Origin of the sequence: Tsukamurella spumae (assembly GCF_012396015.1) — a bacterium.
Classification (GTDB): Bacteria; Actinomycetota; Actinomycetes; order Mycobacteriales; family Mycobacteriaceae; genus Tsukamurella; species Tsukamurella spumae.
Window position 1 is genome coordinate 19756 of the sequence record NZ_JAAXOQ010000030.1, and the last position, 26574, is coordinate 46329.

29 protein-coding genes, 1 other RNA gene and 1 pseudogene are annotated in these 26574 nt (G+C 71.2%); 9 read left to right on the top strand and 22 right to left on the bottom strand.

The window, feature by feature from the left end; genetic code table 11:
- Positions 1-67 precede the first annotated feature (67 nt).
- Positions 68-652, top strand: coding sequence for an FKBP-type peptidyl-prolyl cis-trans isomerase (locus tag HF999_RS23080; protein ID WP_168547302.1), 585 nt, complete (start codon positions 68-70; stop codon positions 650-652).
- Here the strand turns inward: HF999_RS23080 and HF999_RS18410 are convergent, their stop codons facing one another.
- Entirely contained in the window at positions 653-2260 is a 1608-nt protein-coding gene (locus tag HF999_RS18410) for an alpha/beta hydrolase (RefSeq protein ID WP_168547303.1), read from the bottom strand.
- Positions 2261-2314: 54 nt separating this feature from the next.
- On the opposite strand from HF999_RS18410, the gene HF999_RS18415 reads away from it, so the two are divergent.
- The 4 genes from HF999_RS18415 (at position 2315) to HF999_RS18430 (ending at position 7433) form a co-directional block, all read left to right on the top strand.
- Positions 2315-4048 (top strand): NAD+ synthase, encoded by a 1734-nt coding sequence (locus tag HF999_RS18415; protein ID WP_168547304.1) that lies wholly within the window; start codon positions 2315-2317, stop codon positions 4046-4048.
- Between the two features lie 62 nt (positions 4049-4110).
- Positions 4111-4968: a 3-methyl-2-oxobutanoate hydroxymethyltransferase gene (panB, locus tag HF999_RS18420; protein WP_168547305.1), complete on the top strand. Its 858-nt coding sequence runs from the start codon at positions 4111-4113 to the stop codon at positions 4966-4968.
- Entirely contained in the window at positions 4968-5960 is a 993-nt protein-coding gene (gene pip, locus HF999_RS18425; RefSeq protein WP_168547306.1) for a prolyl aminopeptidase, read from the top strand. Before panB ends, pip begins: the two co-directional genes overlap by 1 nt.
- Positions 5961-5963: 3 nt before the next feature.
- Positions 5964-7433, top strand: a complete 1470-nt coding sequence (locus HF999_RS18430) for a CYTH and CHAD domain-containing protein (protein ID WP_168547307.1) — start codon at positions 5964-5966, stop codon at positions 7431-7433.
- Between the two features lie 12 nt (positions 7434-7445).
- Here the strand turns inward: HF999_RS18430 and HF999_RS18435 are convergent, their stop codons facing one another.
- The 11 genes from HF999_RS18435 to HF999_RS18485 form a co-directional block, all read right to left on the bottom strand.
- Positions 7446-8180 carry a cutinase family protein gene (locus tag HF999_RS18435; RefSeq protein WP_168547308.1) on the bottom strand — a complete coding sequence of 245 codons (735 nt, stop codon included), beginning with the start codon at positions 8178-8180 and terminating at the stop codon, positions 7446-7448.
- Positions 8181-8189: 9 nt separating this feature from the next.
- A complete protein-coding gene (locus tag HF999_RS18440; RefSeq protein ID WP_168547309.1) occupies positions 8190-9605 on the bottom strand; it encodes an RNB domain-containing ribonuclease in 1416 nt (471 codons plus the stop codon).
- Positions 9606-9609: 4 nt separating this feature from the next.
- Positions 9610-10392: an acyl-[acyl-carrier-protein] thioesterase gene (locus HF999_RS18445; protein ID WP_312854199.1), complete on the bottom strand. Its 783-nt coding sequence runs from the start codon at positions 10390-10392 to the stop codon at positions 9610-9612.
- A gap of 9 nt (positions 10393-10401) precedes the next feature.
- Entirely contained in the window at positions 10402-11244 is an 843-nt protein-coding gene (locus tag HF999_RS18450) for an ABC transporter permease (RefSeq protein ID WP_376766504.1), read from the bottom strand.
- Positions 11235-12221, bottom strand: a complete 987-nt coding sequence (locus HF999_RS18455; RefSeq protein WP_168547311.1) for an ATP-binding cassette domain-containing protein — start codon at positions 12219-12221, stop codon at positions 11235-11237. Before HF999_RS18455 ends, HF999_RS18450 begins: the two co-directional genes overlap by 10 nt.
- 34 nt (positions 12222-12255) lie before the next feature.
- Positions 12256-12729: a DUF6194 family protein gene (locus HF999_RS18460; RefSeq protein ID WP_210733945.1), complete on the bottom strand. Its 474-nt coding sequence runs from the start codon at positions 12727-12729 to the stop codon at positions 12256-12258.
- Positions 12730-12738: 9 nt separating this feature from the next.
- Entirely contained in the window at positions 12739-13476 is a 738-nt protein-coding gene (locus HF999_RS18465; protein ID WP_168547312.1) for a DUF2127 domain-containing protein, read from the bottom strand.
- A gap of 61 nt (positions 13477-13537) precedes the next feature.
- Positions 13538-13951: RNase P RNA component class A (gene rnpB, locus HF999_RS18470), an RNA gene on the bottom strand.
- Complete coding sequence (locus HF999_RS18475) at positions 13944-14606, bottom strand: histidine phosphatase family protein (RefSeq protein WP_168547313.1); 663 nt, start codon at positions 14604-14606, stop codon at positions 13944-13946. Before HF999_RS18475 ends, rnpB begins: the two co-directional genes overlap by 8 nt.
- Positions 14603-15361, bottom strand: a complete 759-nt coding sequence (locus tag HF999_RS18480; protein ID WP_168547314.1) for a zinc ribbon domain-containing protein — start codon at positions 15359-15361, stop codon at positions 14603-14605. The genes HF999_RS18475 and HF999_RS18480 overlap by 4 nt, the downstream gene beginning before the upstream one ends.
- 10 nt (positions 15362-15371) lie before the next feature.
- Complete coding sequence (locus HF999_RS18485; protein WP_168547315.1) at positions 15372-16487, bottom strand: Nif3-like dinuclear metal center hexameric protein; 1116 nt, start codon at positions 16485-16487, stop codon at positions 15372-15374.
- A gap of 73 nt (positions 16488-16560) precedes the next feature.
- Between HF999_RS18485 and HF999_RS18490 the strand changes: the two genes are divergently transcribed.
- Together HF999_RS18490 and HF999_RS18495 are read left to right on the top strand one after the other, a co-directional pair.
- Positions 16561-17031 carry a low molecular weight protein-tyrosine-phosphatase gene (locus tag HF999_RS18490; protein ID WP_168547316.1) on the top strand — a complete coding sequence of 157 codons (471 nt, stop codon included), beginning with the start codon at positions 16561-16563 and terminating at the stop codon, positions 17029-17031.
- A complete protein-coding gene (locus HF999_RS18495; RefSeq protein WP_168547317.1) occupies positions 17024-17905 on the top strand; it encodes an SURF1 family cytochrome oxidase biogenesis protein in 882 nt (293 codons plus the stop codon). Before HF999_RS18490 ends, HF999_RS18495 begins: the two co-directional genes overlap by 8 nt.
- On the opposite strand, the gene HF999_RS18500 is transcribed toward HF999_RS18495, so the two are convergent.
- From HF999_RS18500 to HF999_RS18525, 6 genes are all read right to left on the bottom strand, one after another.
- Entirely contained in the window at positions 17844-18776 is a 933-nt protein-coding gene (locus tag HF999_RS18500; RefSeq protein WP_068569273.1) for a cobalamin biosynthesis protein, read from the bottom strand. The two genes, HF999_RS18495 and HF999_RS18500, sit on opposite strands and share 62 nt — an antisense overlap.
- 23 nt (positions 18777-18799) lie before the next feature.
- Positions 18800-20056: an NAD(P)/FAD-dependent oxidoreductase gene (locus tag HF999_RS18505; protein ID WP_068569274.1), complete on the bottom strand. Its 1257-nt coding sequence runs from the start codon at positions 20054-20056 to the stop codon at positions 18800-18802.
- Positions 20053-21477 (bottom strand): cytochrome P450, encoded by a 1425-nt coding sequence (locus HF999_RS18510; RefSeq protein WP_068569275.1) that lies wholly within the window; start codon positions 21475-21477, stop codon positions 20053-20055. The genes HF999_RS18505 and HF999_RS18510 overlap by 4 nt, the downstream gene beginning before the upstream one ends.
- 70 nt (positions 21478-21547) lie before the next feature.
- Positions 21548-21868: a 2Fe-2S iron-sulfur cluster-binding protein gene (locus HF999_RS18515; protein WP_068569276.1), complete on the bottom strand. Its 321-nt coding sequence runs from the start codon at positions 21866-21868 to the stop codon at positions 21548-21550.
- 204 nt (positions 21869-22072) lie between these two features.
- A complete protein-coding gene (locus HF999_RS18520; protein WP_068569277.1) occupies positions 22073-23338 on the bottom strand; it encodes a PucR family transcriptional regulator in 1266 nt (421 codons plus the stop codon).
- Positions 23339-23435: 97 nt separating this feature from the next.
- A complete protein-coding gene (locus HF999_RS18525; RefSeq protein WP_156485737.1) occupies positions 23436-23579 on the bottom strand; it encodes a hypothetical protein in 144 nt (47 codons plus the stop codon).
- A 382-nt stretch (positions 23580-23961) separates the two neighbouring features.
- On the opposite strand from HF999_RS18525, the gene HF999_RS18530 reads away from it, so the two are divergent.
- The gene (locus HF999_RS18530; RefSeq protein ID WP_068569279.1) at positions 23962-24459 is read left to right on the top strand and encodes a hypothetical protein; all 498 of its coding nucleotides are present in this window, start codon (positions 23962-23964) and stop codon (positions 24457-24459) included.
- On the top strand, positions 24459-24941 hold the full coding sequence (locus HF999_RS18535) for a hypothetical protein (protein ID WP_068569280.1): 483 nt from the start codon (positions 24459-24461) through the stop codon (positions 24939-24941). The genes HF999_RS18530 and HF999_RS18535 overlap by 1 nt, the downstream gene beginning before the upstream one ends.
- 79 nt (positions 24942-25020) lie before the next feature.
- Here HF999_RS18535 and HF999_RS18540 read toward each other — a convergent pair whose 3' ends face one another.
- The 4 genes and pseudogenes from HF999_RS18540 to HF999_RS23180 form a co-directional block, all read right to left on the bottom strand.
- Positions 25021-25638: a VOC family protein gene (locus tag HF999_RS18540; RefSeq protein WP_068569905.1), complete on the bottom strand. Its 618-nt coding sequence runs from the start codon at positions 25636-25638 to the stop codon at positions 25021-25023.
- Positions 25639-25705: 67 nt separating this feature from the next.
- Entirely contained in the window at positions 25706-25930 is a 225-nt protein-coding gene (gene infA, locus HF999_RS18545; RefSeq protein ID WP_068569281.1) for a translation initiation factor IF-1, read from the bottom strand.
- Positions 25927-26400: a hypothetical protein gene (locus HF999_RS18550; RefSeq protein WP_068569282.1), complete on the bottom strand. Its 474-nt coding sequence runs from the start codon at positions 26398-26400 to the stop codon at positions 25927-25929. Before HF999_RS18550 ends, infA begins: the two co-directional genes overlap by 4 nt.
- A 47-nt stretch (positions 26401-26447) precedes the next feature.
- Positions 26448-26574 (bottom strand): annotated as a pseudogene (locus HF999_RS23180) (IS630 family transposase); the annotation flags it as partial.

Here is a 26574-nt window from a genome sequence, read left to right on the forward strand (position 1 = left end):
TGTTACATATGGGCTTGTCGTACCGGCGTGGATCACCGGAGGGGACTTCCGCGCTAGGGTCCGGGACGTGTACACACCGTTCGCTCGGCTCACCGCCGCCGCAGCCTGCGCCACGGCGCTCGTCGGGATCGCCGGCTGCGGCGCGGCATCGGAGAAGCACTCCGCCGGCAGCAGCAGTCGCGCCCACTCGATCGACGCGTGTCCGACGTCCGCGCCCGCGGAGAACGCACGGACGATCACGCTGGCCGGAGTCACGGGGAGCGCGTCGGTCGTCGCGCCGGCCGCCGACTCGGCGCCGAGGATCACCGTCACCACGCCCTTTCAGGTCGATCGACTGCACACCGAGACCGCACACACCGGGACCGGGCAGACCGTCACCGAACAGTCCGTCGTGACCCTCTGCTACCAGGGCGTCAACGGCCGGACGGGCGCGGTCTTCGACGACGCCTTCGCCCGTGCGACCTCCGCGGAGATGGCGCTGCCGGATCTCGTCCCGGGATTCCGGGCCGCGCTCGTGGGACAGCGGGCCGGCGCCGCCGTCGTCACCGCGATCCCCGCCGCGCAGGCCTATCCGAAGGGCGAGCCCGACGCCGGCATCGCGCCCGGCGACAGCCTGATCTTCGCGATCAGCGTGATCGCCACGAACTCCTGACTACGCGGTGCAGCGCAGGTCGGCCGGCGGGATCGTGAGGTTCCGGAAGTACGCGCCCACCGCACCGTCGACGCATGCATTGCCCTCCAGCGAGACGGTGTGCTGGCTGCCCTCGTAGCTGATCAGCGACGCGCCGAGCTGCTTGGCCAGGCTGACGCCGTTCGCGTAGGGCGTCGCCGGATCGTGCGTCGTCGAGATCACGACCAACTTGGGAGCGCCGACCGCGTGCACCTCGTGCGGCTTGAGCGTGGGCGCCGCCGCCCAGAAGGCGCAGGTGCCCTTCGCGGCGCGACCGGTGCCGCGGCCGTCGTCGAGGAAGGGCGCCGCCTTGCGGATCCCGGAGTCGAGGCGCGACAGGTCGGCGGGATCGGTGACCGCCGGACCGTCGACGCAGTTGATGGCGGTGTTGGCGTCCATCATCGGCGAGTAGTGGCCCAGCTCGTCGCGGTTGAGGTAGAGGTCGGCGATGCGCTGCAGCAGTGAGCCGTCGCCCTTCTGCAGGCCGGTCAGGCCGCGCCGCAGCGGCTCCCACAGCTGCGTGGCGTACATCGCCTGGATGGTGGCGGTGGTCGCGTCGCTGTAGCTCAGCTGCCGGCCGCCCTGGCCGCGCACCGTCTTGTCGATGAGCGGGCGCGTCAGCTGCTGGAAGCGCTCCGTGGCCTTCGACGGGTCGGTGCCCACCGGGCAGGTCGGGTACTTGGCGCAGTCCTTGGCCCAGTCCTCGAACACCGTCTGGAACCCGGCCATCTGCTGGATCGACGATTCGATCGGATCCTCCGCCGGGTCGACGGCACCGTCGAGCACCATGGCCCGCACCTTCTCGGGGAAGGTCTCGGCGTAGATCGCGCCGATGAACGTGCCGTAGCTGTACCCGAGGTAGGTCAGCTTCTCGTCGCCGAGCACGGCCCGCAGCACGTCCAGATCACGGACGGTGTCCGCGGTTCCGACGTGCTCGAGGAACTTCTTGCCCATCTTCTCGGCGCACAGATCGGCCTGCGACTTGTTGAACTCCTCCTGCTTGGTGATGCCCGCCGGGGAGTTGTCGTAGCCGATGGTGGAGAGCCGGTTCTCGTCGCGCTGCTCGTCACTGAAGCACTTGACCGCGGGCGAGGACGCGCCGATGCCGCGCGGGTCCCAGCCCACCAGGTCGAAGGTCTGCGCGATGGGCAGCTTGTCGGCCTCCAGCGACTTGCCGGCGATCTGTTGCACGCCGGAGCCGCCGGGACCGCCCGGGTTCATCAGCAGCGAGCCCTGCTTCTGCCCGGTGGCCTTGACCCGCGCCACCGCGAGGCTCGTCTGCCCCGACCCCGGATCGTTGTAGTCGATCGGCACGGTGAGGCGCGCGCACTCGAGCTTGGTCTTGTCGTACTCGTCGATGTCGTCGGCGCGCGCCATCTCGGCGCACGACCCCCACGACAGCCGCTGCCCGTAGTACTTCTGCAGGCCCGACGGGGCGCCCGGGACGGTGCTCGTGGGCTCGGCCGGGCCGCCGTCCACCGTCGAACTGTCCGACGGTGCGGGGCTGCCCGCGATCTGGACCGAGCATCCCGCAAGGGCGACGACGGACACGACCGCGAGCGCGGCGAACGGGAGCTTCCTGGCCTTCACCCTGTCGATCCTGCCACGCGGCGGGCGCGGTTCCCGGGACGCTAGGGTTGAGCCATGACGCCCCTTCGTGTCGCGGCATGCCAGATCAACCCCGTCGTGGGCGACCTGGACGCCAATGTCACTCGCATCACTGCCGCCGCCCGGGACGCCGCCCAGAGCGGCGCGCAGGTCGCCGTGTTCGGCGAGATGGCCCTGACGGGCTACCCCGTCGAGGATCTGCTGCTGCGCCGGTCCTTCGCCGTCGATTCGCGGCAGGCCGTGCAGCGCCTCGCCCGCGCCCTCGACGACGCCGGCTGCGGCGACCTGATCGTCGTCGTCGGCTTCCTCGACCGCGACCCGGATGCCCCCGAGACCAGCACGAACCCCACCGGCGGCGCCCGCAACGCCGCCGGCGTGCTGCACGGCGGCGAGCTCGTGGCGCGCTACGACAAGCACTTCCTGCCCAACTACGGGGTCTTCGACGAGAAGCGCTGGTTCACGCCCGGCGACCGGCTCGTGGTCCTGGACGTCGACGGGGTCCGGCTCGGCCTGGCCATCTGCGAGGACGTCTGGTGGCCCGACGGTCCCGTGGCCGGGCTGGGCGAGCTCGGCGTGGACGCGGTGCTCTGCCTCAACGCCAGCCCCTTCGAGGTGGGCAAGCCGGCGCAGCGGCGCGAGGTGGTCGCGCAGCGCGTGGCCGAGGGCGGGGCGCCCGTGATCTACGTCAACCTCGTCGGCGGGCAGGACGAGCTCGTCTTCGACGGTGACTCGTTCATCCTGGACGCCGACGGCGCGCCCGCCGTCGGGCCGCAGTTCATCGAGTTCACACAGGTCGCGGAGGTCCGCCCGTTGGGGCGCCCCACGGCGGAATCGGTCGACGGCTGGACCGTCGAGACGGTGTCGCTTCCGGCTCGGCCCAACGCGCAGTACCCGCAGCAGGTCATCGGCTGGTCCGAGCTCGACGAGCTCTCGCAGATCTGGGCGGCCCTGGTCACGGGTACCCGGGACTACGTGCACAAGGTGGGCGGGCGCACCGTCGGGCTGGGAATGTCCGGCGGCATCGACTCGGCCCTCGTGGCCGTCATCGCCGCCGACGCGGTGGGTGCGGACAACGTGTACGGCGTGGGCATGCCCTCGAAGTACAGCTCCGACCACTCCAAGGACGACGCCGCGGATCAGGCGCAGCGGATGGGCATCCACTTCCGGTTCGAGCCGATCGAGCACATGGTGGAGGCCTTCGTCGGGCAGCTGAACCTCAGCGGCCTGGCCGAGGAGAACATCCAGGCGCGGTGCCGCGGCATGACGCTGATGTCGCTGTCCAATCTGGACGGCCACCTCGTGCTCGCCACCGGGAACAAGAGCGAACTGGCCGTGGGCTACTCGACGATCTACGGCGACGCCGTGGGCGCCTACGCCCCCATCCGCGATGTCGAGAAGTCGCTCGTGTGGGAGTTGGCCCGGTGGCGCAACGCGGTCGCGGTGGAACGGGGGCAGACGCCGCCGATCCCGGAGAACTCCATCACCAAGGAGCCGTCGGCCGAGCTGCGGCCCGGGCAGAAGGACAGCGATTCGCTGCCCGACTACGACGTGCTCGACGACATCCTGCGCCGCTACGTCGAGCAGGACCAGGGCGTCGCGGAGATCGCCGAGGCGGGCTACGAGCCCGAGCTCATCCGCAAGGTGGCCCGGCTCGTGGACCGCGCCGAGTACAAGCGGCGCCAGTACCCGCTGGGTCCCAAGATCACGCCGAAGGCCTTCGGCCGCGATCGACGGATGCCCGTCACGAACCGCTGGCACGACCCGGCCTGAGCGCCGGACCTGAGACTGCCCGGACCGGAGACACCGGCTGGGACTGTGAAAGGGAGAGATCCATGAGCGAGAACCCGTTGTACGGAGGCGGATCCGGCACTGCGCCCGATGCCGAGCGGCCGCCCCGCAAGAAGGTGCGCATCCACCACCTGGCCGAGCTCAAGGAGCGCGGCGAGAAGTGGGCCATGCTCACCAGTTACGACCACATGACCGCCTCGATCTTCGACGAGGCCGGCGTCACCGCCCTGCTCATCGGCGACAGCGCAGCGAACACCGTGTACGGGTTCGACTCCACGCTGCCTATGGAGCTGGACGTGATGGCCGCGATGACGGCCGCGGTGCGCCGCGGCACGAGGTACGCACTCGTGGTGGCGGACATGCCCTTCGCGAGTTATGAGGAGTCGCCCGAGCAGGCCTACCGGAGCGCCGCGAAGCTGATGAAGGCCGGCGCCGAGGCGGTGAAGCTCGAGGGCGGCATGCACATGGCACCCACCATCGAGTTCCTGCAGCGCCGCGGCATCCCCGTGATGGCGCACATCGGCTTCACGCCCCAGTCCGTGAACTCGTTGGGCGGCAACCGGGTCCAGGGGCGGGGCGATGCGGCGGCCGACAAGATCCGCCTCGATGCGAAGGCCGTGGACGCCGCCGGCGCCTTCTCCGTGGTGCTGGAGATGGTGCCCTCGGACGTGGCCGCGCAGGTCACCCAGGAGATCTCGATCCCCACCATCGGGATCGGCGCGGGCAACCAGTGCGACGGCCAGGTACTGGTGTGGCAGGACTTCTCCGGCCTCAACCGCGGCCGCACCGCGCGCTTCGTCAAGCGGTTCGCGAACATCGGCGACGAGCTGCTGCGCGGCGCCCAGGAGTACGTGGCGGAGGTCGCCTCGGGCGAGTTCCCCGGACCGGAGCACGGATTCTGATGCGAGAGTTCTACCCCGAGATCGAGGCCTACAGCACCGAGCTGCTGGACGTGGGCGACGGCCAGCTCCTCCACGTGGAGCAGAGCGGCGACCCCGAGGGCAAGCCCGTGGTGTTCATCCACGGCGGGCCCGGCGGCGGCACCTCCCCCGAGTGCCGGCGCTTCTTCGACCCGGCGGTGTACCGCATCGTCGTGTTCGACCAGCGCGGGTGCGGGCAGTCCAAGCCGAACCTCGCGGATCCGCCGTCGGGAGCGGGGGATTCGCTGGCGGACAGGCTGGCGGTGAACACCACGCCGCATCTCATCGCGGACATCGAGAAGATCCGCGAGCACCTCGGCATCGACCGATGGCAGGTGTTCGGCGGATCGTGGGGCTCCACGCTGGGCCTGGCGTACGCGCAGGCCCACCCGGAGCGGGTCACGGAGCTGGTGCTGCGCGGGATCTTCCTGCTCCGGCGCAGCGAGCTCGACTGGTACTACAACGACGGTGCCTCCCACGTCTTCCCGGACAATTGGGAGCACTACCTGGCCCCGCTCGACGAGGCGGACCGGGCACCGTCGGCCGACAAGATCGCGGCCTACCACCGGCTCCTGCACTCGGACGACGAGGCGGTGGCGCTGCGCGCGGCGAAGGCCTGGTCGATGTGGGAGCGCAGCACCAGCCACCTGATCAACACGGCCGAGAGCTCCGCCGACGCCGACGACCCGCGGTTCGCGATCCCCTTCGCCCAGATCGAGAACCACTACTTCGTGCACGGAGGCTTCCTCGACGAGGGGCAGCTGCTGCGCGACATCGATCGCCTCGCCGGGATCCCCGGCGTGATCGTGCAGGGCCGCTACGACGTGGTGTGCCCCGCGCGCAGCGCGTGGGACCTGCACCGCGCCTGGCCCACCGCCGATCTGGTGATGGTGCCCGACGCCGGCCATTCGGCCTTCGAGCCGGGCATCCGCTCAGCGCTCATCGAGGCCACCGACCGATTCGCGAAGGGCTGACCGATGCCGGAGCAGCGTGAGATCGAGACGAAGTACGAGGTCGGCGCCGACACCGTGGCGCCCGCGCTGACCGCGGTGCGCGGCGTCGACCACGTCACGACCGACCAGGTCTTCCACCTGGTGGCGGTGTACTACGACACCGACGCCCTGGACCTGGCCGCGAGTCGGATCACGCTGCGCCGCCGCACGGGCGGCAAGGACGACGGGTGGCACCTCAAGCTGCCCGACGGTGCCGACCGTCGCGAGGTACAACTCCCGCTGGGCGGCGAGGACATCCCCGCGGAGCTCGTCGAGCGCGTCCGCGCCCTGGTGCGCGGGCGCGCCCTCGCCCCCATCGCCATCGTCGAGAACGAGCGGCACACGACCTACTGCCACGCGGTCGACGGGGAGCTCGTCGGCGAGTTCGTCGACGACCACGTGCACTCGGTCTCCCTGCTCCCCGACGGCCCCGAGAAGACCTGGCGCGAGTGGGAGTTCGAGGTTCCGGACACCCCACTGGGCCGCAAGGCGGCGATCGCCGTCGACCGGGCGCTGCGCGCCGCGGGTGGCGAGCGGCCCGATGCCGCGTCGAAGCTGGCGCGCGCCATCGACGCCGACGTGGCCCGGGTCCCGGTCCGGCTTCCGAGGCGGATCGCGCACGCGAGCGCCGGGCAGTTGCTGACCGCCGCGCTCGCGGCGTACCGGGACAAGCTCCTGCAGGAGGACCCGAGAGTCCGTGCCCGCGCCGAGGATTCGGTGCACCAGATGCGCATCGCCACGCGCCAGCTGCGCAGCGTGCTCACCGAGTTCTCCGGGTTCTTCGACGGGCCCGCCCGCGCCGCGCTGAGCTCGGAGCTCAAGCTCCTGGCGTCGATCCTGGGCGCCGTGCGCGACGCCGAGGTGCTGGCCGAGCGGTTCGAATCCCTCGACGCGGCCGGCGAGTTCGGGGGCGCCGGAGCGGTGCTGGCGCAGCGGCAGCACGCGGCGCAGGCCCGGGGCTGGGGCCGGGTCGATCTGGCGCTGGACTCCGACCGGTACTTCGTGCTGCTGGACGCGATCGACGCGTTCATCGCGGACCCGCCGCTGCGCGAGCGCGCCGAGCAGCCCGCCGTCAAGAGCCTGGCGCCGCTGCTGGACAAGCGGATCCGGTCCTTCGCGCGGCAGTCCGTCGTCCTGCTCGCCGACCCGGCGTGCACCGACCACGACGTGCACGCGATCCGCAAACACGCCAAGCGGCTGCGCTACGCGTCGGCCGTCGTCGACCCGGTGGTGCGCGGCGACCTGCGATCCGAGGTCAAGGGCCTGGCGAAGGTGCAGGGCCGGCTCGGCGAGTTCCAGGACGCCACGATCGCCCGCGACGCCATCGCCGACCTGGCGGCCGAGACGACCGACCCGTCGATCGCGTTCCGGCTCGGCCGGGTGGACGCCATCGAGGAACGGCGGGCCGCGCAGGCCCGCGACAGCCTGCCCGCGCTGCTCCGCAGGCTCCGCTAGGGGCGCCGCGGCCTAGAGACCGGCGATGCTCGCGACCCTGCCGCCGATGTCGGCGCCGGAGTACGAGCTGTGCGAGTTCACGACCGTGTCGCCGAGGTTGCCGGTCCACTGGCACACCGGATCGCCCGTGTTGCAGATCGTGATCGTCCGGCTGCCCGTGCGCGCCGGCAGCGGGGCGGGGTTCGCGCCGCTGACCAGTGCCGAGGCCTGCGCCATGCCCTGCGTCCGCGGGGCGGTGCCCAGGTAGCGGGTCGTGTCGTTCGGGATGCGGTCCGGATCCGCGATGAGGCCGGCGGCCACGATCTGCTTGGTGTCGCCGAGGCGCTGCAGGGCGCGGTGCACCGCCGCGGCCCCCTGGGAGTAGCCGACCAGCACGATCTTCGTCGACGGGCAGGCCTTGAGGACGATGTTCACATCGCCCTGCGTGTTCGCCGCGCCCGTGTTCATGCTGGCCAGGAACCCTCCGAGCTTGTCCAGGCTGGTGGGCACGGGCGCCGCGGGGTAGTAGATCGGGCGGATCGCCACCGTCTTGCCGGCGGCCCGGGCGCGGGCGGCGAAGGCCTGCGCGGCGGAGTTCACCGTCGGGCCCAGTCCGCCGGCCTCACCCCCCTCGCCGGAGCCGGCGGCGCCGATGAAGGTGTAGTCCGCGCACGTCGGCGCGGCCGAGGCGGGAGCGGCGATCAGGGCCGGCACGAGCGGCGCGACCAGTGCTGCGAGGGCGGGGATGAGGACGAGGCGGCGGCTCATGCGCCCAAACTAGCGCGTCCGGTACGCGAAAGACACCTTTCGGGTGGTCACGTCCGCCGTCTCCAGGCGCACCGTGACCCGGGCGCCCTCCGGCGGCCCACCGGTGCACGGAGCGATGACCGCCGGATCGTCGAGCAGCACCTGGTCCGCGCGCATCGTGATCGCCGGGAAGTCCTCCCCCACGCGGCCCGCCAGGATCACCGCCTCGGTGAGGTCGATGCACGCGCGATCCACCTTGCTGGCCAAGGAGTTGGTGCGCTGCATGATCTCGGCGACCTCGTCGAGCGCGCCGCGGGCCCAGTCCGGGACGGGCTCGCCGGCGCAGGCGGCGAGGCACACCTCGGTGGCGTACCGGTCCGCGAGCCGCCGCAGCGGCGCGGTGGCGTGTGCGTACGGCGCCCCCACCCCCGCGTGCCCGGCGTCCGCGGGAGGCTGCGGCGCGGCATCGGTCCCGAACGCGGCGTAGCCCGAGCCGCGCAGCAGGCGCGCCGCATCGGTCATGACGGCGAGGCCCTGCGGGGTGTTCACGTCCAGGCCCGCCAGGAAGTCGCCGACGAGGACGTCGTCCGGCCACTCCTGCCCGAGCGCCGCGGCGGTGCGGCGCAGATCCGCGACCGCAGCGGCGGGCGCGGCGGGCAGCGTGCGCAGCAGCCCGACGCCGGCCTTGAGCATGATCGCGGCCGCGCACACCCCGGTGAGCAGCGAGATCTGCGCATTGAAGGCGTCGAAGTCGGTGCGCGGCTCGATCCGCACGGTCCAGCCGTCCGGGCCCTCTACCGCCTCCTGGGCGGGGAGCCGCAGGTCGATGGCGCCGTGCGCGCGGCCCCAGCGGGCGCGCAACCCGCCGACCGCGGGCAGCAGCGCGACGCTCGGATGCACCCGGCCGGCGTCGAAATCCGCCTGCACCCCGGCGTAGTCCAGCCGGGCGCGCGACCGGACGACGGCGCGCTGCACGGTCGCCGAACGCACCTCGCCCGCGGCGTCGAGCCGGATCTCCCAGAGCGCGGCGGGCCGGTCCTGTTCGGGCAGCAGGGATCCCGCGCCCTCCGACAGTGATCGCGGGTGCAGCGGAACCGAGCCGTCGGGCAGGTACATCGTCTGGCCCCGTCGGCGGGTCTCCGCCTCGAGCGGGCCGCCCGGCTCGACCAGCGCGCCCACATCGGCGATCGCGTAGTGCACGAGGTAGCCGTCGCCGTCGGCCGCGATGTGGACGGCCTGGTCGAGGTCCTTGGACCCGGGCGGATCGATGGTCACGAACTCGATGTCCCGACGGTCCGCGCGGCCCGCCGCGAGCCGGTCGGACGCGGCGTCCGCCGCGGCCTGTGCATCGGCGGGGAACTGCTCGACCAGCTCGAACTCGGCGCGCACCGCACCGAAGTCGACGGCACTGGACGGGACGGGGCCGCGCATCGGGATCCCGGGCATGCGCCTACTCCGCCAGCGCCTCGACGCTCATCGCCGCGGCGGTGCGGTCCCCCGCCATGAACCAGACGTACAGCACGTCACCCTCGCGGTGTGCCAGCAGCCGGGGCTCGTCCTCGAGCTGCAGCGCGGAGTTGTGCTCGACGATGCCGCGCAGCGGGAGCCGCTCGCGGAGGTCCGGCTGGGTGGCCAGCGCCTCCTCCAGCGCGGTCCAGTACACGGCGTTGTTCACGTGCTGGATGATGTCGAGATCGGCGGCGCGCAGGAGGAAGGGCACCTCGACGGCGTCGGGGTGCGGCTTAGGGTCCAGCCACTGCTTCCAGCGCAGCACGCCCGGCTCGGCGGCCGCGCCGAAGGTGCTCAGGAAGGTCTCGCTGAGCGCCGAGGGGGTGAGCGTGTCGATGTTGAAGTTGATCCAGAAGGCCTCGGTCTCGATCCGGGTGCCCTTCTGCCCGTCGATGCCGATCCGCACGTTGCACCAGCGCGAGCCCATCTTCGAGCCCCAGCGCTCGACGGTGAGGATGTCCGGCTGCTCGCCGCCCTCGAGGATCTCGATGACGGTGCGCCGCACCACCCAGTAGGGGTGGACGACCTCGTAGTCGACGTGGCGCAGGTGGTCCTGCCCCGTGTCCTGCAGGTACCGGGCCACCCCGTCGAACTTGAGCCGGCGGTCGGGGCTGACGGCGTCGCCCCGGACGGAACGCTGGGCGGTGTAGATGGCGCCGCTCTCGAGCAGCTCGGCGCGGCGGCCGGGCTCGGTGATGCGCGGGGGCAGGGATTCTCCGATCACGCCCCGAGCCTAATCGACGGTGCGCCGGTTGAACGCCCGCACCGCGAGCGGCGCCCAGACGGCGGTGAGCACGACGGACCAGATCACGGTGGCGAGCACGGGGTGCTGCAGCGACCATGGCGCGCCCTCGCGCAGCGGCAGATCGTTGCCCCACAGCTGCCGCATGGCCTGGACCAGGGAGGAGACGGGGTTCCACTCCGCGATCGCCCGCAGCCACGGCGCCATGCCCGCGGTGGGGACGAAGGCGTTGGAGAGGAAGGTGATCGGGAACATGGTGGCGAACATGAAGCCGTTGACGGCCTCGATCGACTGCATCAGGCAGCCGACGAGGATGCCGAACCAGATCATGGCGAAGCCGAAGACCAGCAGCACGACGAAGCCGAGGATCGCGTCCAGAGGGTTCGTCCGGATGCGCCAGCCGATCGCCAGGCCCGTCAGGCACATGACGACGACGCCGATCGACGAGTGCAGCAGGCTCGCGATGCTGCGCCCGATGAGGACCGACGCCCGGCTGATCGGCAGCGACCGGAACCGGTCGATGACGCCCTTCTCCAGGTCAGTGGTCAGGCCGCCCGCGACGACGAAGCAGGTGAACACCATCGTCTGCCCCAGGATTCCCGGGAGCAGGTACTCGCGGTAGGACACGCCCTGGGTGGGGATCGCGGAGCCGAAGACGAACGCGAACAGGACGGTGAACATGATCGGCTGGATCGTGACGTCCGAGAGCATCTCGGGCATGCGCTTGGTGTGGATCATGCTGCGGCGAACCATGATCCAGGACTGCTGCCACAGACTGGTCTGATGCGTCTCGACGCCGCCGACGCCGGCCGCGGTGCTGGCGGTCATGCGGATGCCTCCTCGGTGTGCGTGGTGTCGGTCTCGGTGCGGTGACCGGTGAGCGAGAGGAAGACATCGTCGAGGCTAGGCCGCGAGAGCCCCAGATCGTCGACACCGATCCCGCTCTCCGCGAGCAGCGCGGCGACCCGGTTCAGATCGTCGAGGCCGCCGGCCGGGCTGCTGATCCGGCGCGCTCCCTCGTCCACGAAGACCTCGCCGCCCAGCTGCGCCAGGATGGACCGGGCCCGCGGCAGGTCCGCCGCGGCGGACACCGTGAGCACGAGGCTGGCGGCGCCCGCACGCTCCTTGAGCTGCAGCGGGGTGCCCTGCGCGATGATCCTGCCCTTGTCGATCACGATGATCTCGTTCGCCAGCTGATCCGCCTCCTCCAGGTACTGCGTGGTGAGCAGCAGCGTGGTGCCGTTGGCCACGAGCGTGCGCAGCACGTCCCACAGCTCGGAGCGGGCGCGCGGATCGAGGCCGGTGGTGGGCTCGTCGAGGAACAGCACGGGCGGGGCCGTGAGCAGGCTGACGGCGAGGTCGAGCCGACGGCGCATGCCGCCCGAGTAGGCCTTGACCTGCTTATCGCCCGCCGCGGTCAAGGAGAACTGCTCGAGGAGCTCGGCACTGCGCCGCTTGAGCGCAGCCCGTGGGATGCCGTAGAGGCCGCCGATCATCGCCAGGTTCTCACGCCCGGTGAGGATCTCGTCCACCGTGGCGGCCTGGCCCGTGAGGCCCATGTGGCGGCGCACCTCGATCGGGTTCTCGATCACGTCGTACCCCGCGATGCGCGCGGTGCCCTCCGTGGGCGGCGACAGCGTGGTCATCATGCGCACCGTGGTCGTCTTGCCCGCGCCGTTGGGCCCGAGCACGCCGAGGACCGACCCCCGGGGCACCTGGAAGCTGACCCCGTCCACCGCCGTGAAGTCACCGAACCGTTTCACCAGGCCGATGGCTTCGATCGCCCAGTCACCGCTCCCACCGTGTGTCATGGACCACACGCTAGTGCGGACCACTGACAGGTTTCTACAGGTTTTGTGCGTGGGCGTGGGCGCGCTCGATCAGCGCGACCACGTCGGGCCCGGTCCCGGGGTTCACCACGGACACCCAGCCGAGCTTGGCGTACAACGGATGCGGGATCACGGCACCGTCGGCGGCGTCGTCCCACTCCCCTGCCCGCGCGGCGTGCTCGGCGGGCGGGTAGCCGATCAGCTCGGCGAAGGCCTCGCGCCCCACGTTCGCGTTGAGCCGGAAGGCGCCCGCGCGGTCCAGGCGCGAGCCCGCGTCGTCCGGATAGTCCTTGGTGATGATCGTGAGATAGGGCATGACACCGGGCTCGCCGTTCGGCGTGTAGTAGACGAAGGTGTCGCCCCAGGCGATCTCGGGGATCGGGGTGACCCCGTCGGGGGCGAGCGCGCCGGGGGCGACGGTGTCCACGGTCGATCCGGGCAGCTTCTCGAGCAGTGCGATGACGGCCTCGCGGGCGTTCGATTCGGGCACCTCTGCAACCTACTCGCCGGCGCGGCGCACCGTCAGGACGCTCTCGGACTCCCGTTCCGCCCGGTACGCCGCCGCGCCGCCGTTGACCCCGAACAGCCGCTTGCTCCACACCAGCCACACGACGGCCGCGATGTTGATCAGCAGCGCGCCGGCGCGCAGCACCGTGACCTTCTCGCTGATCTCGTAGATCTCGAGCGGTAGGAACGCCGAGGTCGCGATCACCGCGAAGTACTCGCCCCAACGGTGGCCGAGCCACAGGCCGACGGCCTCGATCAGCTCGATCGCCGCGTACGCCACCAGCGCGACGGCGATCCACATCAGGGCCGTGCCCGAGAGCCCGAGCGCCCTGTCCACCGTGTGCACGATCTTCGACTCGCCCACGTTGAAGCCCAATTGACTGAGCACCGGCAGCTTCTCCTGGAAGACCTCCCGCAGGTGCACCCGCGAGTCGCGGAACTGCCACACCACCACGCCGGCGGCGACGAAGACGAGGCCGCGCAGCACCCGCTCGACCGCGAGGAAGCGCATGATCAGCTCGTCCCGCAGCGCCCGTCCGCGCGGGACCGACGGTGCGTGCCCCGCCGGCCCGGAGCCGTGCGGATCGCCGACCACGAAGTCGTCGCAGCGCAGGCAGCGCCAGGCCTCGCCCTCGGGGGTGTCGGTGCGGACGCGCTCGCGCAGGTGCGTCTCGTCGGGCGCGTAGGTGACATGACCACGAAGGCCGCAGGAGAGCACGGAGAGGTCCATCGGATCAGGTTAGCGCCGGTCCGCCGCGCGGGCCCGCCGCGCGATCGGCGTCGATGGTGGGCGGACGAGCTGACGTGTAAGCCGGATCCTGTCCCCCGCCGCATCGCTGCGCCGGGGTGGCGACCATCCATCTGGACACACCGTTGCCGGGTGCCTCGAGCGGTCCACCCGCACGCTCGGGCGAGCAGCCCTCGAACACGCGCGCAGCGCCACCGTGAGGTGGCGCCTTCGACCTTGCTCCGGGTGGGGTTTACCGAGCCGCGGCGGTCACCCGCCGCGCTGGTGCGCTCTTACCGCACCGTTTCACCCTTACCCGGGCCGAAGCCCGGGCGGTCTGTTCTCTGTGGCACTGATCCCGCGGGTCACCCCGGGTTGCCGTTAGCAACCACCCTGCCCTGTGGAGTCCGGACTTTCCTCGACCCGGGCGTACTGGTCACCCAGCCGTTCCCGATGCCGCGGCCGCCCGGTCAGCTCGTCCGCGCCGACCAGGATACCTGGTTGACCCGCTGCACCGACGCCCCGCCGTCGGGGTAGAAGTCGGCGACGGAGACGGAGGTGAGATCCAGGTGCAGCCGGTAGAGCAGCTGCGGCCCCACATCGAGCGCGATGCGCAGCGCGGTCTTGATCGGTGTCACGTGCGAGACCATCAGCAGGGTACGGCCGGGATGGTCGACGACGACCCGCTCCAGCAGCGCGGCGACGCGCGCATGGACCTCATCGAAGCTCTCCCCGCCGGGCGGCGCAACGGTGGTGTCGCCCAGCCAGCGGCCGTGCAGCTCGGGATCGCGCTCGCGGGCCTCGCCGAACGAGAGCCCCTCCCACGCACCGAAGTCCGTCTCGATCAGCCCGTCCTCGATGTCGACGGTGAGCCCCCGGGTCGCGTTCACCGCCTCCGCCGTCTGGCGGGCGCGCTCCAGCGGCGACGACAGGATCGCGTCGATGTGCGTGTCCCGCAACAGGTCCGCGGCGGAGCGCGCCTGCTCATGGCCGAGCTCGGTGAGCGACGGATTGCCTCGGCCCGAGTACAGCCGGCCGACGGACGCCGGGGTCTGGCCGTGCCGCAGCAGGATCAGGCGGGTGGGTTCGTGCGCCGAGACGGTCCAGCCGCCGCGCTGGCCTGCGCCGGTCACTCTTCCGGCTTACCCTGCGGCAGACCGGATTCGAAGGTGCGCACCAGAATCGCGCCGCACTCGTCGCAGTGCACGACCTCGTCGGCCGGCTTGCGCGCCACGGCGTCGAGGAAGCCCCGGTCCAGCTCGAGGCGGCACGCGCCGCACCGTCGGGCCTGCAGCAGCCCCGCCCCCGTACCGGAGGCGGCCCGGCACCGTTCGTACTCGGCGGCGAGATCCTCCGGGAGGGTGGCGACGAGCTCGGCGCGGGACGCGGCGGTGCGCGCCTGCGCGACGGCGATGTCCTTCATCGCCTCCTCGCGGCGGCGGGCGACGCCGGCGATCTCCTCGTTCGTGGCGTTCACCGTGGCCTCGGCGCGCTGCTGGTCGAGCTCGACCGCCTCACGCTTCTCCATCAGTTCCAGCTCCTCGTCCTCGAGGACGGACTGACGCCGCTCCAGGCCGCGCAGCTCGTGCTCGATCTCCGTGAGCTGCTTGGCCGGAACCGCGCCGGAGGCCAGCAGCTCGCGGTCCTTGCGCTCGCGCAGGCGGGTCTGCTCGACCTCCTTCTCGACCTTGGCGATGTCCCGGTCCAGGTCCTCGACGAGGATCGACACGCGCACGGACTCGTCGCGCTCGGTGGTCGCACGCTTCTCGAGCTCCGCGATCTCGGCGTCCTCCGGCAGGTGCGTGGTGCGGTGGGCGAGCCGCGAGATCTCGGCGTCGACCTCCGCGAGGTCGAGCAGGGATTTCTGAGCGGCCGGATCAGCGTTCATCTGCGCCACTCTACGCATCCGCCGCGGGCGCGGCCCGCACCGTGAACGGATCCGTGGGCGGCTCGTGCACCGCGACCTCGAGGAAGGGCCAGAGCAGCTCGGCGACAGCTCCGCACCAGGGGAATTCGGTGCCCCAGTGCCCGGCGTCGATCAGCGCAGGTCCGCCCGCACGCAGGTGCTCGTCGACGGGGTGGTGCCGCAGGTCGCCGGTCACGTAGGCGTCCACGCCGAGCCGCGCGACCGCGCCCAGCAGCGAGTCGCCCGCGCCGCCGCAGACCGCGACGGTGCGGATCAGCGCGCCGGGATCACCGGCGGCCCGTGCGGGCGCGCCGAGGGCGTTCGCGACGTGCTCGGTGAACGCGGTGAGCGGGAGCGGCTCGGGCAGCGCGCCGACGCGGCCCAGGCCCCACTCCCGATCGCCGTCCACGAGCTCGATCACGTCGTGGGCCGGCTCCTCGTAGGGGTGGGCATCGCGCAACGCGGCGAGGATCTCGGCGCGGCGGCCGCGGGCGGCCACCAGTTCGACCCTGGTCTCGACGACCGTCGTCAGCTCGCCGGTCGCGCCGATCGCCGGATTCGCCGACGCGCCGGGCCGGAACTGACCGACACCGTCGACCCGCCAGGCGCACTCGGAGTACTCGCCGACCTCGCCCGCTCCGGCCTCGAACATCGCGGCGAGGACCTCGTCCGCCTGTGCGGGCGGGACCATGACGCCCCAGCGGTCCAAGCGCGGCTGCGCGTCCAGGTACTCGACGGGGCCGGTGACCTGGAGCCCGAGGGTCGCCGCGAGGGCGTCGTTGACGCCGCCCCGCGCGCGATCGGCGTTGGTGTGCGCGGTGAACAGGGCGCAGCCGCCGCGGATCAGCCGATGGATCAGCGCCCCCTTCGGGGTGCTCGCGGCCACCGTGTCCACGCCCCGCAGCAGCAGCGGGTGATGGGCGATGACGAGCTGCGCGTCGCGGGCGAGCGCCGCGTCGACCACGTCCGCCGTCACGTCCACGCACACGAGCACCCGCTCCACCTCGGCCGCCGGGTCTCCGCACACCAGCCCGACGCTGTCCCACCCCTCCGCGAGTCGCGGCGGATACGCCTGATCGAGCATCTCGATGACCTCAGCCAGCTTCATGGCTGCCAGCGTAGGCGGGCCGGCGGCGACCACACCGGATTCGCGCCTCGCCGCGGTCGGGCAAGATGGTGGGGTGAGTACCCCGTTGCATGTCACGTTCGTGTGCACCGGCAACATCTGCCGGTCACCGATCGCCAGGATCGTTTACGAGCAGGCGGTGGCCGACGCCGGGCTCGCCGCCTCCGTGCGGGTCACCAGCGCCGGCACGGAGGGCTGGCACGAGGGTGCCCCGGCGGACTCCCGCGCCCAGGACGTGCTCGCCGAGGCGGGCTACGCCACCGGGCACAGCGCCGCGGAGATCACCGACGACCATCTCGGCGCCGACCTGGTGGTCGCGCTGCACCGCTCGCACGTGGCTCCGCTGCGCGGTCGCGGCGTTCCCGACGAACGACTGCGGCTCCTGCGCAGCTTCGACCCCGACGCCTCGCACGAGAGCGTGCCGGACCCGTTCTACGGCGACCACGACGACTTCCGCACCACGCTGGCGCAGGTCGAGGCCTCGATGCCGGGAATGCTCGAGTGGACGCGAGAGCGCCTTGCCTAACTGGGTCAAGGTGGTCTTCCAGCCGCGGTGGATCGCGCTCGCCATCGCGGCGTTGGCCTTCACCGCGCTGTGCTGGTCGGTGCTCGCGCCCTGGCAGCTCGGCAAGAACAGCTCCACCAGCCAGCGCAACCAGGCCATCACCGACTCCGTGAACGCGACGCCCGTGCCCGCCGCGCAGCTGCTCGGCGGCCGCACGACGGTCCCGAAGGACGCGGAATGGCGCAAGGTCGTGCTCACGGGGCAGTACCGCGCGGACCAGCAGTCCCTCGCCCGGCTCCGCAATCAGGACGGCAAGCCCGCGTACGAGGTGCTGGTCCCGTTCGCCGCGAGCGACGGCGCGACCTACCTCGTGGACCGCGGCTTCGTCGCGACGCCCACCGGCGGCGTGGTGCCCGAGTTCGCGCCGCCACCGTCGGGCGTCGTGACGATCCAGGCCCGCGTCCGCGCCCCGGAGCAGACCGATCCGGCGCGGGGCCCGCGCACCGAGGGCGGCTACCTGCAGGTGTTCGCGATCGATCCGGCGGCCATCGGGCCTGCTCAGGGCATCACCCTCGCCCCCGGATACCTCAACCTCAGCGACGACCAGCCCGGCGGTCTCGACCCCGTGCCGCTGCCCATGCTCGACGCCGGGCCGTACCTGTCGTACGGCCTGCAGTGGCTGGCCTTCGGGATCATGGCGCCGCTCGCGATCGGCTACTTCGTGTGGGCCGAGGTCAAGCGCCGCCGGGAGGACAAGGCGGTCTTCGACGCGGGGACGGCGGACCCCTCCGCCCCGGTCGACGGTGCCGAGGTCGTCGAGGACGCGCCCGAGATCACGCCCGAGGCCGCGCGCGCCGCCAGGCTCGCCGACCGGTACGGACGCAGAGGACAGTAGCGACCAGCGCGCCGAACTCGACGTTCCGCGACAGGGCCGCTGCCCGCCGCAGGTCGCCCGGCTCCGGCGCCCGGCCGTCGCCGAGTGTCGGCCGCAGCTCCACGCCGTGCGCGTACTGCGTGCAGCCGCCGAGCTGCAGCCCCAGCGCCCCGGCCGCCGTCGCCTCCGCCACGCCCGCGTTGGGGCTCGGGTGCTTGCGTGCGTCGTTCCGCCACGCGCGCAGGGCGTCCGACGGTGCCCCGCCCACCGTCGGGGCCAGGGCGACGGTGACGGCACCCGCCAGCCGGGCGGGCACGTAGTTGAGAGCGTCGTCGAGCCTGGCGGACGCCCAGCCGAACTCGGCGTACCGGTCGTTGCGGTAGCCGACCATGGCGTCGAGCGTGTTCGCCGCGCGGTACGCGAGCAGGCCCGGGAGGCCTGCGACGGCGCCCCAGAACAGCGGAGCCACCGCGGCGTCGGAGGTGTTCTCGGCGACGGATTCGGTGGCGGCCCGGGCGAGTCCGGCGGTGTCGAGGACCGACGGGTCGCGGCCGCAGAGGCTCGGCAGCAGGGCTCGCGCGGCGGGGAGGTCGTCGCGCTCGAGGTCGGCACCGAGCGTGGCGCCGACCCTCCGCAGTCCCGCTCCCCCGACGACGGCCCACGTGCCGATCGCGGTGGCGCCGGGGACCTTCCGCGCCGCGTACCCCAGCGCCGCGGCGCCGCCCACGAGGATCGCGGTGTGGGCGGCGCCCCGGAACTTCGACGGGGCGTACATCCTGGCCTCGAGAGCCAGTGCCGCGGTGCCGAACCCGGCCACCGGGTGATAGCGGTGCGGGTCGCCGAGGAGCTCGTCGGCGAGGACGCCGAGGGCCAGTTCGGTGGAGCGGTTCACGGCTCGATCCTGCCAGCCGCGATTCAGCCGGCGGGCTGCGCCTCCAGGAGGGACCTCAGCGGGGTCTCGAGGTCCGCCAGCAGCGCCCGGTCCGGAGCGAGCCCCTGCGCGATCGCGCGCTTGCTGAACATGAACTCCTGCGCCCGGTTGACGCAGTCCGCCGCGATGAGGCGGCCCTGCGCGAAGTAGAAGCACGCGAAGCCGCGCCCGTCGGCCGGGTCACCGCGCAGCACGATCTCGTCGTACCCCGCGTTCAGGCCCGCGATCTGCAGTTTCAGGTCGTACTGATCGGACCAGAACCACGGCAGCGCGGCGATCTCCTTCTGCCCGCCGCAGATCGCGGCGGCGACGCTCTTGGCCTGCTCCATCGCGTTCGGCACCGACTCCAGCCGCAGCCGACGGCCGTAGCGCGTGTCGTGGTAGCTCGCGCAGTCCCCGGCGGCGAAGACGTGCGGGTCGCTCGTGCGCCCGTACGCGTCGATGACGACGCCGTTGTCGACCGGCAGCCCCGCCGCCGCCGCGAGTTCGACATTGGGGACCACGCCGACGCCGACGATGACCAGCTCGGCGCGGACGAGCTCACCGTCGGACAGGCGGACGCCCGTGACCCGGCCGTCGTCACCCTCGAGGCCCGCGACGCCGACGCCCACGCGGATGTCGACGCCCTCCTCGCGGTGCACCCGGTCGTAGAACTCGGAGACCTCGGGCGCGGTGACGCGCTGCAGCACACGGTCGGCGACCTCGATCACCGTGACCCCGATCCCGAGCTTGCGCAGCGAAGCGGCCGTCTCCAGCCCGATGTAACCGGCGCCGATGATGACGGCGTGGCGCGCCGTCGCCGTGTCCTCGCGGATGCGCCCGATGTCGGCGGCGTCGCGCAGGTAATGGACCCCCTCGAGGTCGGCTCCGGGCAGCTCCAGGCGTCGCGGCCGGGCTCCGAGGCACAGCACGAGCTCGTCGTAGCCGAGGCTCTCCCCGTCCTCGAGGTCGACGGTGCGGGCCTCGCGGTCGATGCCGACGACCCGTCCCTGCCGGAAGTCGACCCCCTCCTTGGTGTAGAAGTCGGGCTTGCGGATGAGCAGGTCGTCCAGCGTCGTCGTGCCTGCCAGGTAGGTCTTCGACAGCGGCGGGCGCTGGTACGGCAGGGAGGGCTCGTCGCCGATCAGCAGGATCCGCCCCTCCCATCCGTCCTGGCGCAGGCCCGCGCACAGCTGCGCGCCGGCGTGGCCGGCGCCGACGATGACGACGCGCTCGGGCTTCGGGAACCGTTCGTCGTTCATCGGGACGCCTCCTCCGAGTCGTCCGAGCGACGTGGCGTGAGGGTGACCATCATCTTCTCGTAGCCCTTCACGAAGTTGGACTGCACGTACGCGGGCTCGCCGATCACCGTGATGTCCTCGAAACGCGGGAGCAGTTCCTCCCACAGGATGCGCAACTGCATCTCCGCGAGGCGGTTGCCCATGCAGCGGTGCACGCCGAAGCCGAAGGCGATGTGGTTGCGGGCGTTCTTGCGGTCGATCACGAAGTCGTCGGGATTCTCGAACTGGCGCTCGTCGCGGTTGCCCGAGGCGTACCACATGACCACCTGATCGCCCTTGCGGATGAACTGCCCGCCGAAGTGCACATCCCTCGTCGCGACGCGGCGCATGTACGCGAGCGGCGTCTGCCAGCGGATGATCTCCGAAACCATGTTGGTGATGAGCGACGGGTCCGCCTTGAGCTTGGCGAACTGGTCCGGGAAGCGGTTGAGCGCGAGCACACCGCCCGACATCGAGTTGCGGGTGGTGTCGTTGCCGCCCACGATGAGCAGCGTCAGGTTGCCCAGGAACTCCAGCGGCCGGTTGATCAGGTCCTTGGTGTCCTCGGAGGTCTGCATCAGCGTGATCAGGTCGAACCCGGGCTCCTCGCCGGCCTCCCGACGCGCGGCCTTGTCGTACCAGAGGTCCATGAAGGCGCGGGCCATCTCGCCCGTGGCCTCGTAGAAGCCGTCGAGGTCAGTGGTGCCGCCGGTGCCCTGCCCGGTGCCGCTGATCGTGTCGGACCAGTAGGTCAGCTTGCGCCGCTGGTCGTAGGGGAAGTCCAGCAGCGTCGCGAGCATGCGGCCCGTGATCTCCATCGACACACGATCGACCCAGTCGAAGGGCTCGCCGATCGGCAGGCCGTCGAGGACCTCCTGGACCCGCTCGCGGATGAGCGACTCCATCTCCTTGAGATTCTTCGGAGCCACCACGCCCTGCACGGCCTTGCGCTGCACGTCGTGCTTCGGCGGGTCCATGGCGATGAACATGGCGATGTCGAGCGGGGGCTGACCGAGCACGATGTACGGCTCCGCCGAGAAGGTGTCCGGATCGGTGTCGACGGCGCGGATGTCGTCGTAGCGCGTGATCGACCAGAACGGCCCGAACGGACTCTCCGACCGGTAATGCACCGGGGCCTCGTCGCGCAGGCGGGCGAAGTACGGATACCACTTGCCCTGCCGGTTCATGAACGGGTTGCTGACGTCGATGTCGGTGAGGGGCACGTCCGCCGGATCCGGGATCGGCTGTTCGACGAAGGTGACCGGCTTGCTGATGCCGGTGAAGCGCTTCGCACGCTCCACGAGGTGCGCCGCCTGCACCTGCCGGTCGACGGGCACCGTCGACTGCACCTTGTCCAGTACGCGGGCCTTGGCCCGCTCGAGAACGCTGTCCGTGGTGTTCATGATTCCGTTCGACCGCCTGTCTGATGGGAGAGTCTTTGGGCTGCTAGAATTTTCGGGCTGTTGAGCGCGGCTACATCTGGTACTCGGGCAGGTGCACCAGGATCCCGTCGAGCTTGGCCTGGGCCCGCACCTGGCAGGCGAGGCGCGAGTTCGGCACGCACTCCGGCGACATCTCGACCATCTGGCTCTCCTCGTCGGAGCGCGTGCCGGTGACGCCGATCCAGTCCGCATCGACGATGACGTGGCAGGTGCCGCAGGCGGATTCGCCGCCGCAGTCCCCATCGATGCCGGGGACGCCGTTGCTCGTCGCGATCTCCATCAGCGACTCGCCCTCGACGAGGTCGACGTCGTGGACGGTGCCGTCGTGTTCGACGAAGGTGACTGTCGACATGGTTCATCCCTCTTCCGTGTGCTGCTGGTCCCTGCGGTTCTCGCGGGCTCCGTGCTCCCCTTGCGGGTGAGGGGCCGCTGCGGGGCTGCTTCGGCCTGCTTACAACGCTATGAGCAGGTGACAGGGCTCACAATGGTGTCCCGCGCCATTCCGGGGAGCCGCGACTGGTGCGGGGAGCCACCCCGCCGAGAGCGGGCGCGGAGGTCAGTCGTCGGCGACGGGATCGGCCGCGGCGAGGCGGAGGGCGGCCTCGATCTCGCGCCGGCGGCTGAGTACCGCGTGGCCGAGGAGGTCCTCGACCTTCTCCATCCGGTTCACCACCGTGTTCTTGTTGACGCCGAGTCGTCGGGCCGTCCGGATCGGGCTGAGGTTCTCGTCCAGGTAGACCTGCACCGTGCTGCGCAGCCGCGCCGCCTGCTCGTCGTCGACGGCAAGGGGGCCGAGCTCCGCGCGCACGAATCGCTGCGCAGCAACGGGATCCGCGGTGAGCAACTCCAGCAACGCGACATCGTGATGGAACACCACCCGCTCGCTCCGGTTCCCCGCGAACCGCGCGACGCGGCGCGCCGCAGTGGCCTCGTCGTGCGTGCGGATCAGCCCGTCGATGCCGGGCGACGCATCGCCGACGGTGACGTGAACCGGGTCGGGAACCACGAGTTCCGCACGGACGCGATCGAGGTCGTGCGCGATGACCCGTGCCCACCCCCACACGACCCAGTTCCCCACGGGCACGAGCATGACCTCTCCCCCGCGACCGACGACCGATCCGACTCGAGCGGCGACGGATTCCAGGGTCACGGCGTGCCGGCCGTCGGGTTCGGACGGTTCCATCCAGACGATGAACCCCACATGGGTGCCACTGACGTCGTAGCGCAGCGCGGCCGACGCCCGGTCAGCCGGCATCGAGCCGCCGTCGAGAAGCTCGCGGACGGTCTCGGCGCGCAGCACGGCCGCGCCGCGGTTCCGCCGAGCACGTTCCTCGATGTAGGTATGGGTGAGCTGCACCGACACGGCGTCGACGTAGGCGAAGAAGAAGCGCGACGCGCGGAGCAACGCCTCGGCTCGCACGTCGTCGTCGGCCTCGAGCCTGCTGATCGTGGTCTGCCATGCGGCCTCGACGAGCTCATGACCGAGGCGGTAGGCGCGCAGCATCGCGTGCAGCTCGATGCCGCGGTGGACCAGCTCGGCCGGCCAGGCGGCGGCGACGGGCGGGGGGTCGAGCTCCGCGGTCCGCGAGCTGCGCCGCAGCCCGCGCCACACGTCGTGCAGGGTCCGCGTGGCGACGGTGCCGGTCATGCGGCGCAGGTCCTCGTCGCCGTCCTCCGCGAACTCCTCGACGCGGGTGTAGATCGCCTCGAGGATCTCGTCGCTCAGTCGGTCGGGGTCGATGGCGTCCGCCAGGCCGCCGAGGAGCGCCTCGATGGCCCGATCGCGGTCGGTCCCCGCGGAGCCGAGGTCGATCTCTGCCATGCGTTCCCGTCCCGATCCGAGGCGCCCACGACGCCGGCCTGCCCGATGCGCCGCTCATGGTAGCCACCCGCGCCGCCCCGGCGGGCCGCCTCGCCCATCAGCCGTGCGGTACGCGGCGGCGCCACCACGACTGCGACCGCCAGGAGTACGGGTCCTCCACGGTCACGAGCAGGAATCGGCGATCCAGCTCCTCGACCGCGACTCGCAGTCGCCGAGCTCTGCGACCGCCGTTGCGCATCATGCTCTCAAGGCGATCCCGTGCGTCCGTGAGCACGTTGCCGTCGCAGCACTCACATCCCGTGCGATAGCCGTAGTCACCGTCGCGGACACGTTGTTCGGTCCGCTCGACGTGCTCGCGCCATTCGTTCAGCAACGTGATGGCGGGAACCGCGGGCCGCGGTTTCCGCGGCCGATGCGGATTCACCGCTGCGGGGCGGACGCCCCGTTCTTCGAAGAGAGTGTCATTCGCGGCGCCGTGACGTGGCGCGGCCGGTGCGGGGCGGCCGAGTCGCCGCAGGGAATACCGTAGCGCAGCACATCGGGAACCGAACCGCCTCCTGATGCGTCCAATGTATAGGGGGACCGCCGACCGCCACCGAGGTCTCCCGACGAAGGAAGCGTCGATGGTGGAACCCCGTTCATCCTGCTGGGACGAGCCCCAGCAGCGCCCGTTCGCAGCAGTTCCCGCGGATTCGGTACTCACTCACCTCGGCAAGATATCGGCCGGCGTCGCCGTGTTCAACGAGGTCCCGCTGTGGCGCGAGCATGCGGTGGAACGTTGGGTGGAGGTCGATGTCTCCATGATCGAGGGAGCACAGACCATCGAGGAAACGGTTCGGCAGGTGCGGCGGAGACCGCAGTCGGCACGATCGCGGAAGAAGGACTGCGTTCGCTACTTCCGCGCCGGCGACCTGATGGATGCCGGATACTTCCCGATGCGCACGCCCTCGATCGGCATCCCTCGACACGTGAGTGTCTACGGCGACATGACGGACATGATGGCCCGAGCGGACAAGGATTTCGGTGCGACTCTGATCGATCAGGCCGTACACCGCTGGTGGTGGGACCTGCCCGGTCGTGCCACACTGGAATCGATTGAACTTGCAAGGAGGCTCCCCTGATGCCTGACACCTCATGGATGCACGAATCGCCGGTCCAGGCTCCGACGGTCATTCAGCATTGGGACGGCCTGACGTCGATCACACTCTCCAAACTGCCCGACTCCTCGGCTCGACTGCTGTGGGTGTTCGAGGAGGACCATCCTGATCAGCTGGGGATCTTCGTCCATCTGACCACCGATGAGGCACAGGTGGTGTTCGACACTGCCCCGGAGGTCGGACTACTCGAGAAGGTCCGCGGCACCCTGGCCGACAACACCGCACTGATCTGGCACATCGACCAGCAAGTGATGAGCGCGAAGGTCATCGAGCTGCCGCGTTCCGGATCCGAATCGGACCTGTGGGAGTTCATCGACGGGCAGATCGATGCGGGCTTCGATCGATCATTGAGCATGCGCGATCCCGACTTGCGCATCGCTTCCGATGACATCGCTCTCATCGCGCTGCAAGCCAGAGAAGCCACCTTGATCGGCGCAGCGTCCTAACACGATTCATTCGCAGGATTCCGGCCGAAGGCAAGAGGCGGCAGGTCATCGAGGGCGATGGCCGGTAGCCCAGGCCGACTCACTGCCAGACGAAGCCGTCGGGGTCGGTGAGGGCCCCGAGGACACCGTCGATGCGCAGGCGGTGGGAGCCGCTGCCCTCCGCGGGCACGCCCGCGTCCTTCGCCGCTGCCCTCCGCCCGTACAGCGCGAGTTTCACCGCACCGGGCGCTGCGTCGAACTCGACGTACTTGCGGCCGAAGCTCTTCGCGACCGTGAGGCCGTGCTCGACGTAGAACGCCTTGGTGGCGGCCACGTCGTCCACGCCCAACAGGAGGACCACGTCGTCGATGACGCGCAGCGGGGCGCCGGTGGTCTTCTTCGAGGAGGAGGCCACCTTCCAGATCGTGCCGTCGGGGGCTCGGAACACGCCGCCGTAGCCCCAGAAGGACTTCCGCGCGGGCTTGATCTCCGTCGCGCCCGCCGCAAGGGCGGGCTCGACGAAGGAGTCCACGACGGCCGGCTCGGCCACGACGAGCGAGACCACGCAGCCGCGGAAGCCGGTGGACTCGCCGGCGGCGGGCGCGACGCGCAGTCGCTCGTCGGGGCCGAACGCGGTGTCGTAGAAGGCCCGGGCGGCAGCCGGATCGGCGACCTCCAGGGTGAGGGAACGGACCGGGGTGGAAACTGATGTCGTCATGCCCACAACGCTATGAGCTGGCCGTTCCGGGTGCTTCTCGATTCCTGACCGATCCGCTCCCCGCCGGTCAGCTGCGGTACCGGAACAGGATCCGGCCGCGCGTGAGGTCGTAGGGGCTGATCTCCACGAGTACCCGGTCGAGCGGCACGATCTTGATGTAGTTCTTCCGGATCTTCCCGCTGATGTGGGCGAGCACGACGTGCCCGTTGTCCAGCTCGACCCGGAAGGTCGCGTTCCGCAGCCCTTCGACGACGGTGCCTGAGGCCTCGATGCCGCGCGCTGTCTTCGTCATGCCCGCACCAGCTCGACCGTGGTCTCGACGGCGGACCCGCCCGCGGCCTCGAGGGCGTCGATCGTCGCCCGGTCGGCGGCGTCGACGTCGGCGGCGAGGAAGGGCGTCGGCCGTCCCGCGTGCGGCCGGACCGCGCGCACCACGGGCAGGTCCGCGATCGGCGGAGGAGGCCCGTCGGGGTCGAACGGGATGCGGTACAACACTTCCCGACGGCGCTCGGCGAATCCGTGGCGGCGCCAGGCGGCCAACAGGTCGTCGTCGCCGGCGGCGACCAGGGTGCACAGAGGCAGGGGCAGCTCGGCGAGGATCGCCGCCGCGATCAGGTCGAAGGCCGGTGCGCTCCAGGCGTCGACGCTGATGAAGCCGGGCCTGCGCGAGGTCCCGCCGCGGCCGATGACCAGGCCTTCGGCATCGACGGCGAGCCAGTCACCGTCGTCGGCGCGCTGCAGAGTGAGAGAGGAATCGTTCATGGTGGTGCCTTTCAGGAAAGCCTGTGCGGCGCTCCTGGTGATGACACCTAGTGGCGCGGGTTTGAAGTTGTTGGACGGTTCGCCTTCTCGAGGATCTGTTCGGCGGTCTTGGTCCAGACGAACGGGTGGGCTCTGGGGTTCCAGCCGTCGATGAACGCTCGGATCTTGGTGTTG

Bases quoted from the DNA above. Each gene is read 5' to 3' on its own strand.
- HF999_RS18415 (WP_168547304.1), top strand. From the start codon at position 2,315: ATGACGCCCCTTCGTGTCGCGGCATGCCAGATCAACCCCGTCGTGGGC.
- panB (WP_168547305.1), top strand. From the start codon at position 4,111: ATGAGCGAGAACCCGTTGTACGGAGGCGGATCCGGCACTGCGCCCGAT.
- pip (WP_168547306.1), top strand. From the start codon at position 4,968: ATGCGAGAGTTCTACCCCGAGATCGAGGCCTACAGCACCGAGCTGCTG.
- HF999_RS18430 (WP_168547307.1), top strand. From the start codon at position 5,964: ATGCCGGAGCAGCGTGAGATCGAGACGAAGTACGAGGTCGGCGCCGAC.
- HF999_RS18435 (WP_168547308.1), bottom strand. From the start codon at position 8,180: ATGAGCCGCCGCCTCGTCCTCATCCCCGCCCTCGCAGCACTGGTCGCG.
- HF999_RS18440 (WP_168547309.1), bottom strand. From the start codon at position 9,605: ATGCCCGGGATCCCGATGCGCGGCCCCGTCCCGTCCAGTGCCGTCGAC.
- HF999_RS18455 (WP_168547311.1), bottom strand. From the start codon at position 12,221: ATGACACACGGTGGGAGCGGTGACTGGGCGATCGAAGCCATCGGCCTG.
- HF999_RS18465 (WP_168547312.1), bottom strand. From the start codon at position 13,476: ATGGACCTCTCCGTGCTCTCCTGCGGCCTTCGTGGTCATGTCACCTAC.
- HF999_RS18480 (WP_168547314.1), bottom strand. From the start codon at position 15,361: ATGAACGCTGATCCGGCCGCTCAGAAATCCCTGCTCGACCTCGCGGAG.
- HF999_RS18485 (WP_168547315.1), bottom strand. From the start codon at position 16,487: ATGAAGCTGGCTGAGGTCATCGAGATGCTCGATCAGGCGTATCCGCCG.
- HF999_RS18505 (WP_068569274.1), bottom strand. From the start codon at position 20,056: ATGAACGACGAACGGTTCCCGAAGCCCGAGCGCGTCGTCATCGTCGGC.
- HF999_RS18510 (WP_068569275.1), bottom strand. From the start codon at position 21,477: ATGAACACCACGGACAGCGTTCTCGAGCGGGCCAAGGCCCGCGTACTG.
- HF999_RS18515 (WP_068569276.1), bottom strand. From the start codon at position 21,868: ATGTCGACAGTCACCTTCGTCGAACACGACGGCACCGTCCACGACGTC.
- HF999_RS18520 (WP_068569277.1), bottom strand. From the start codon at position 23,338: ATGGCAGAGATCGACCTCGGCTCCGCGGGGACCGACCGCGATCGGGCC.
- HF999_RS18525 (WP_156485737.1), bottom strand. From the start codon at position 23,579: ATGATGCGCAACGGCGGTCGCAGAGCTCGGCGACTGCGAGTCGCGGTC.
- HF999_RS18530 (WP_068569279.1), top strand. From the start codon at position 23,962: ATGGTGGAACCCCGTTCATCCTGCTGGGACGAGCCCCAGCAGCGCCCG.
- HF999_RS18535 (WP_068569280.1), top strand. From the start codon at position 24,459: ATGCCTGACACCTCATGGATGCACGAATCGCCGGTCCAGGCTCCGACG.
- HF999_RS18540 (WP_068569905.1), bottom strand. From the start codon at position 25,638: ATGACGACATCAGTTTCCACCCCGGTCCGTTCCCTCACCCTGGAGGTC.
- infA (WP_068569281.1), bottom strand. From the start codon at position 25,930: ATGACGAAGACAGCGCGCGGCATCGAGGCCTCAGGCACCGTCGTCGAA.
- HF999_RS18550 (WP_068569282.1), bottom strand. From the start codon at position 26,400: ATGAACGATTCCTCTCTCACTCTGCAGCGCGCCGACGACGGTGACTGG.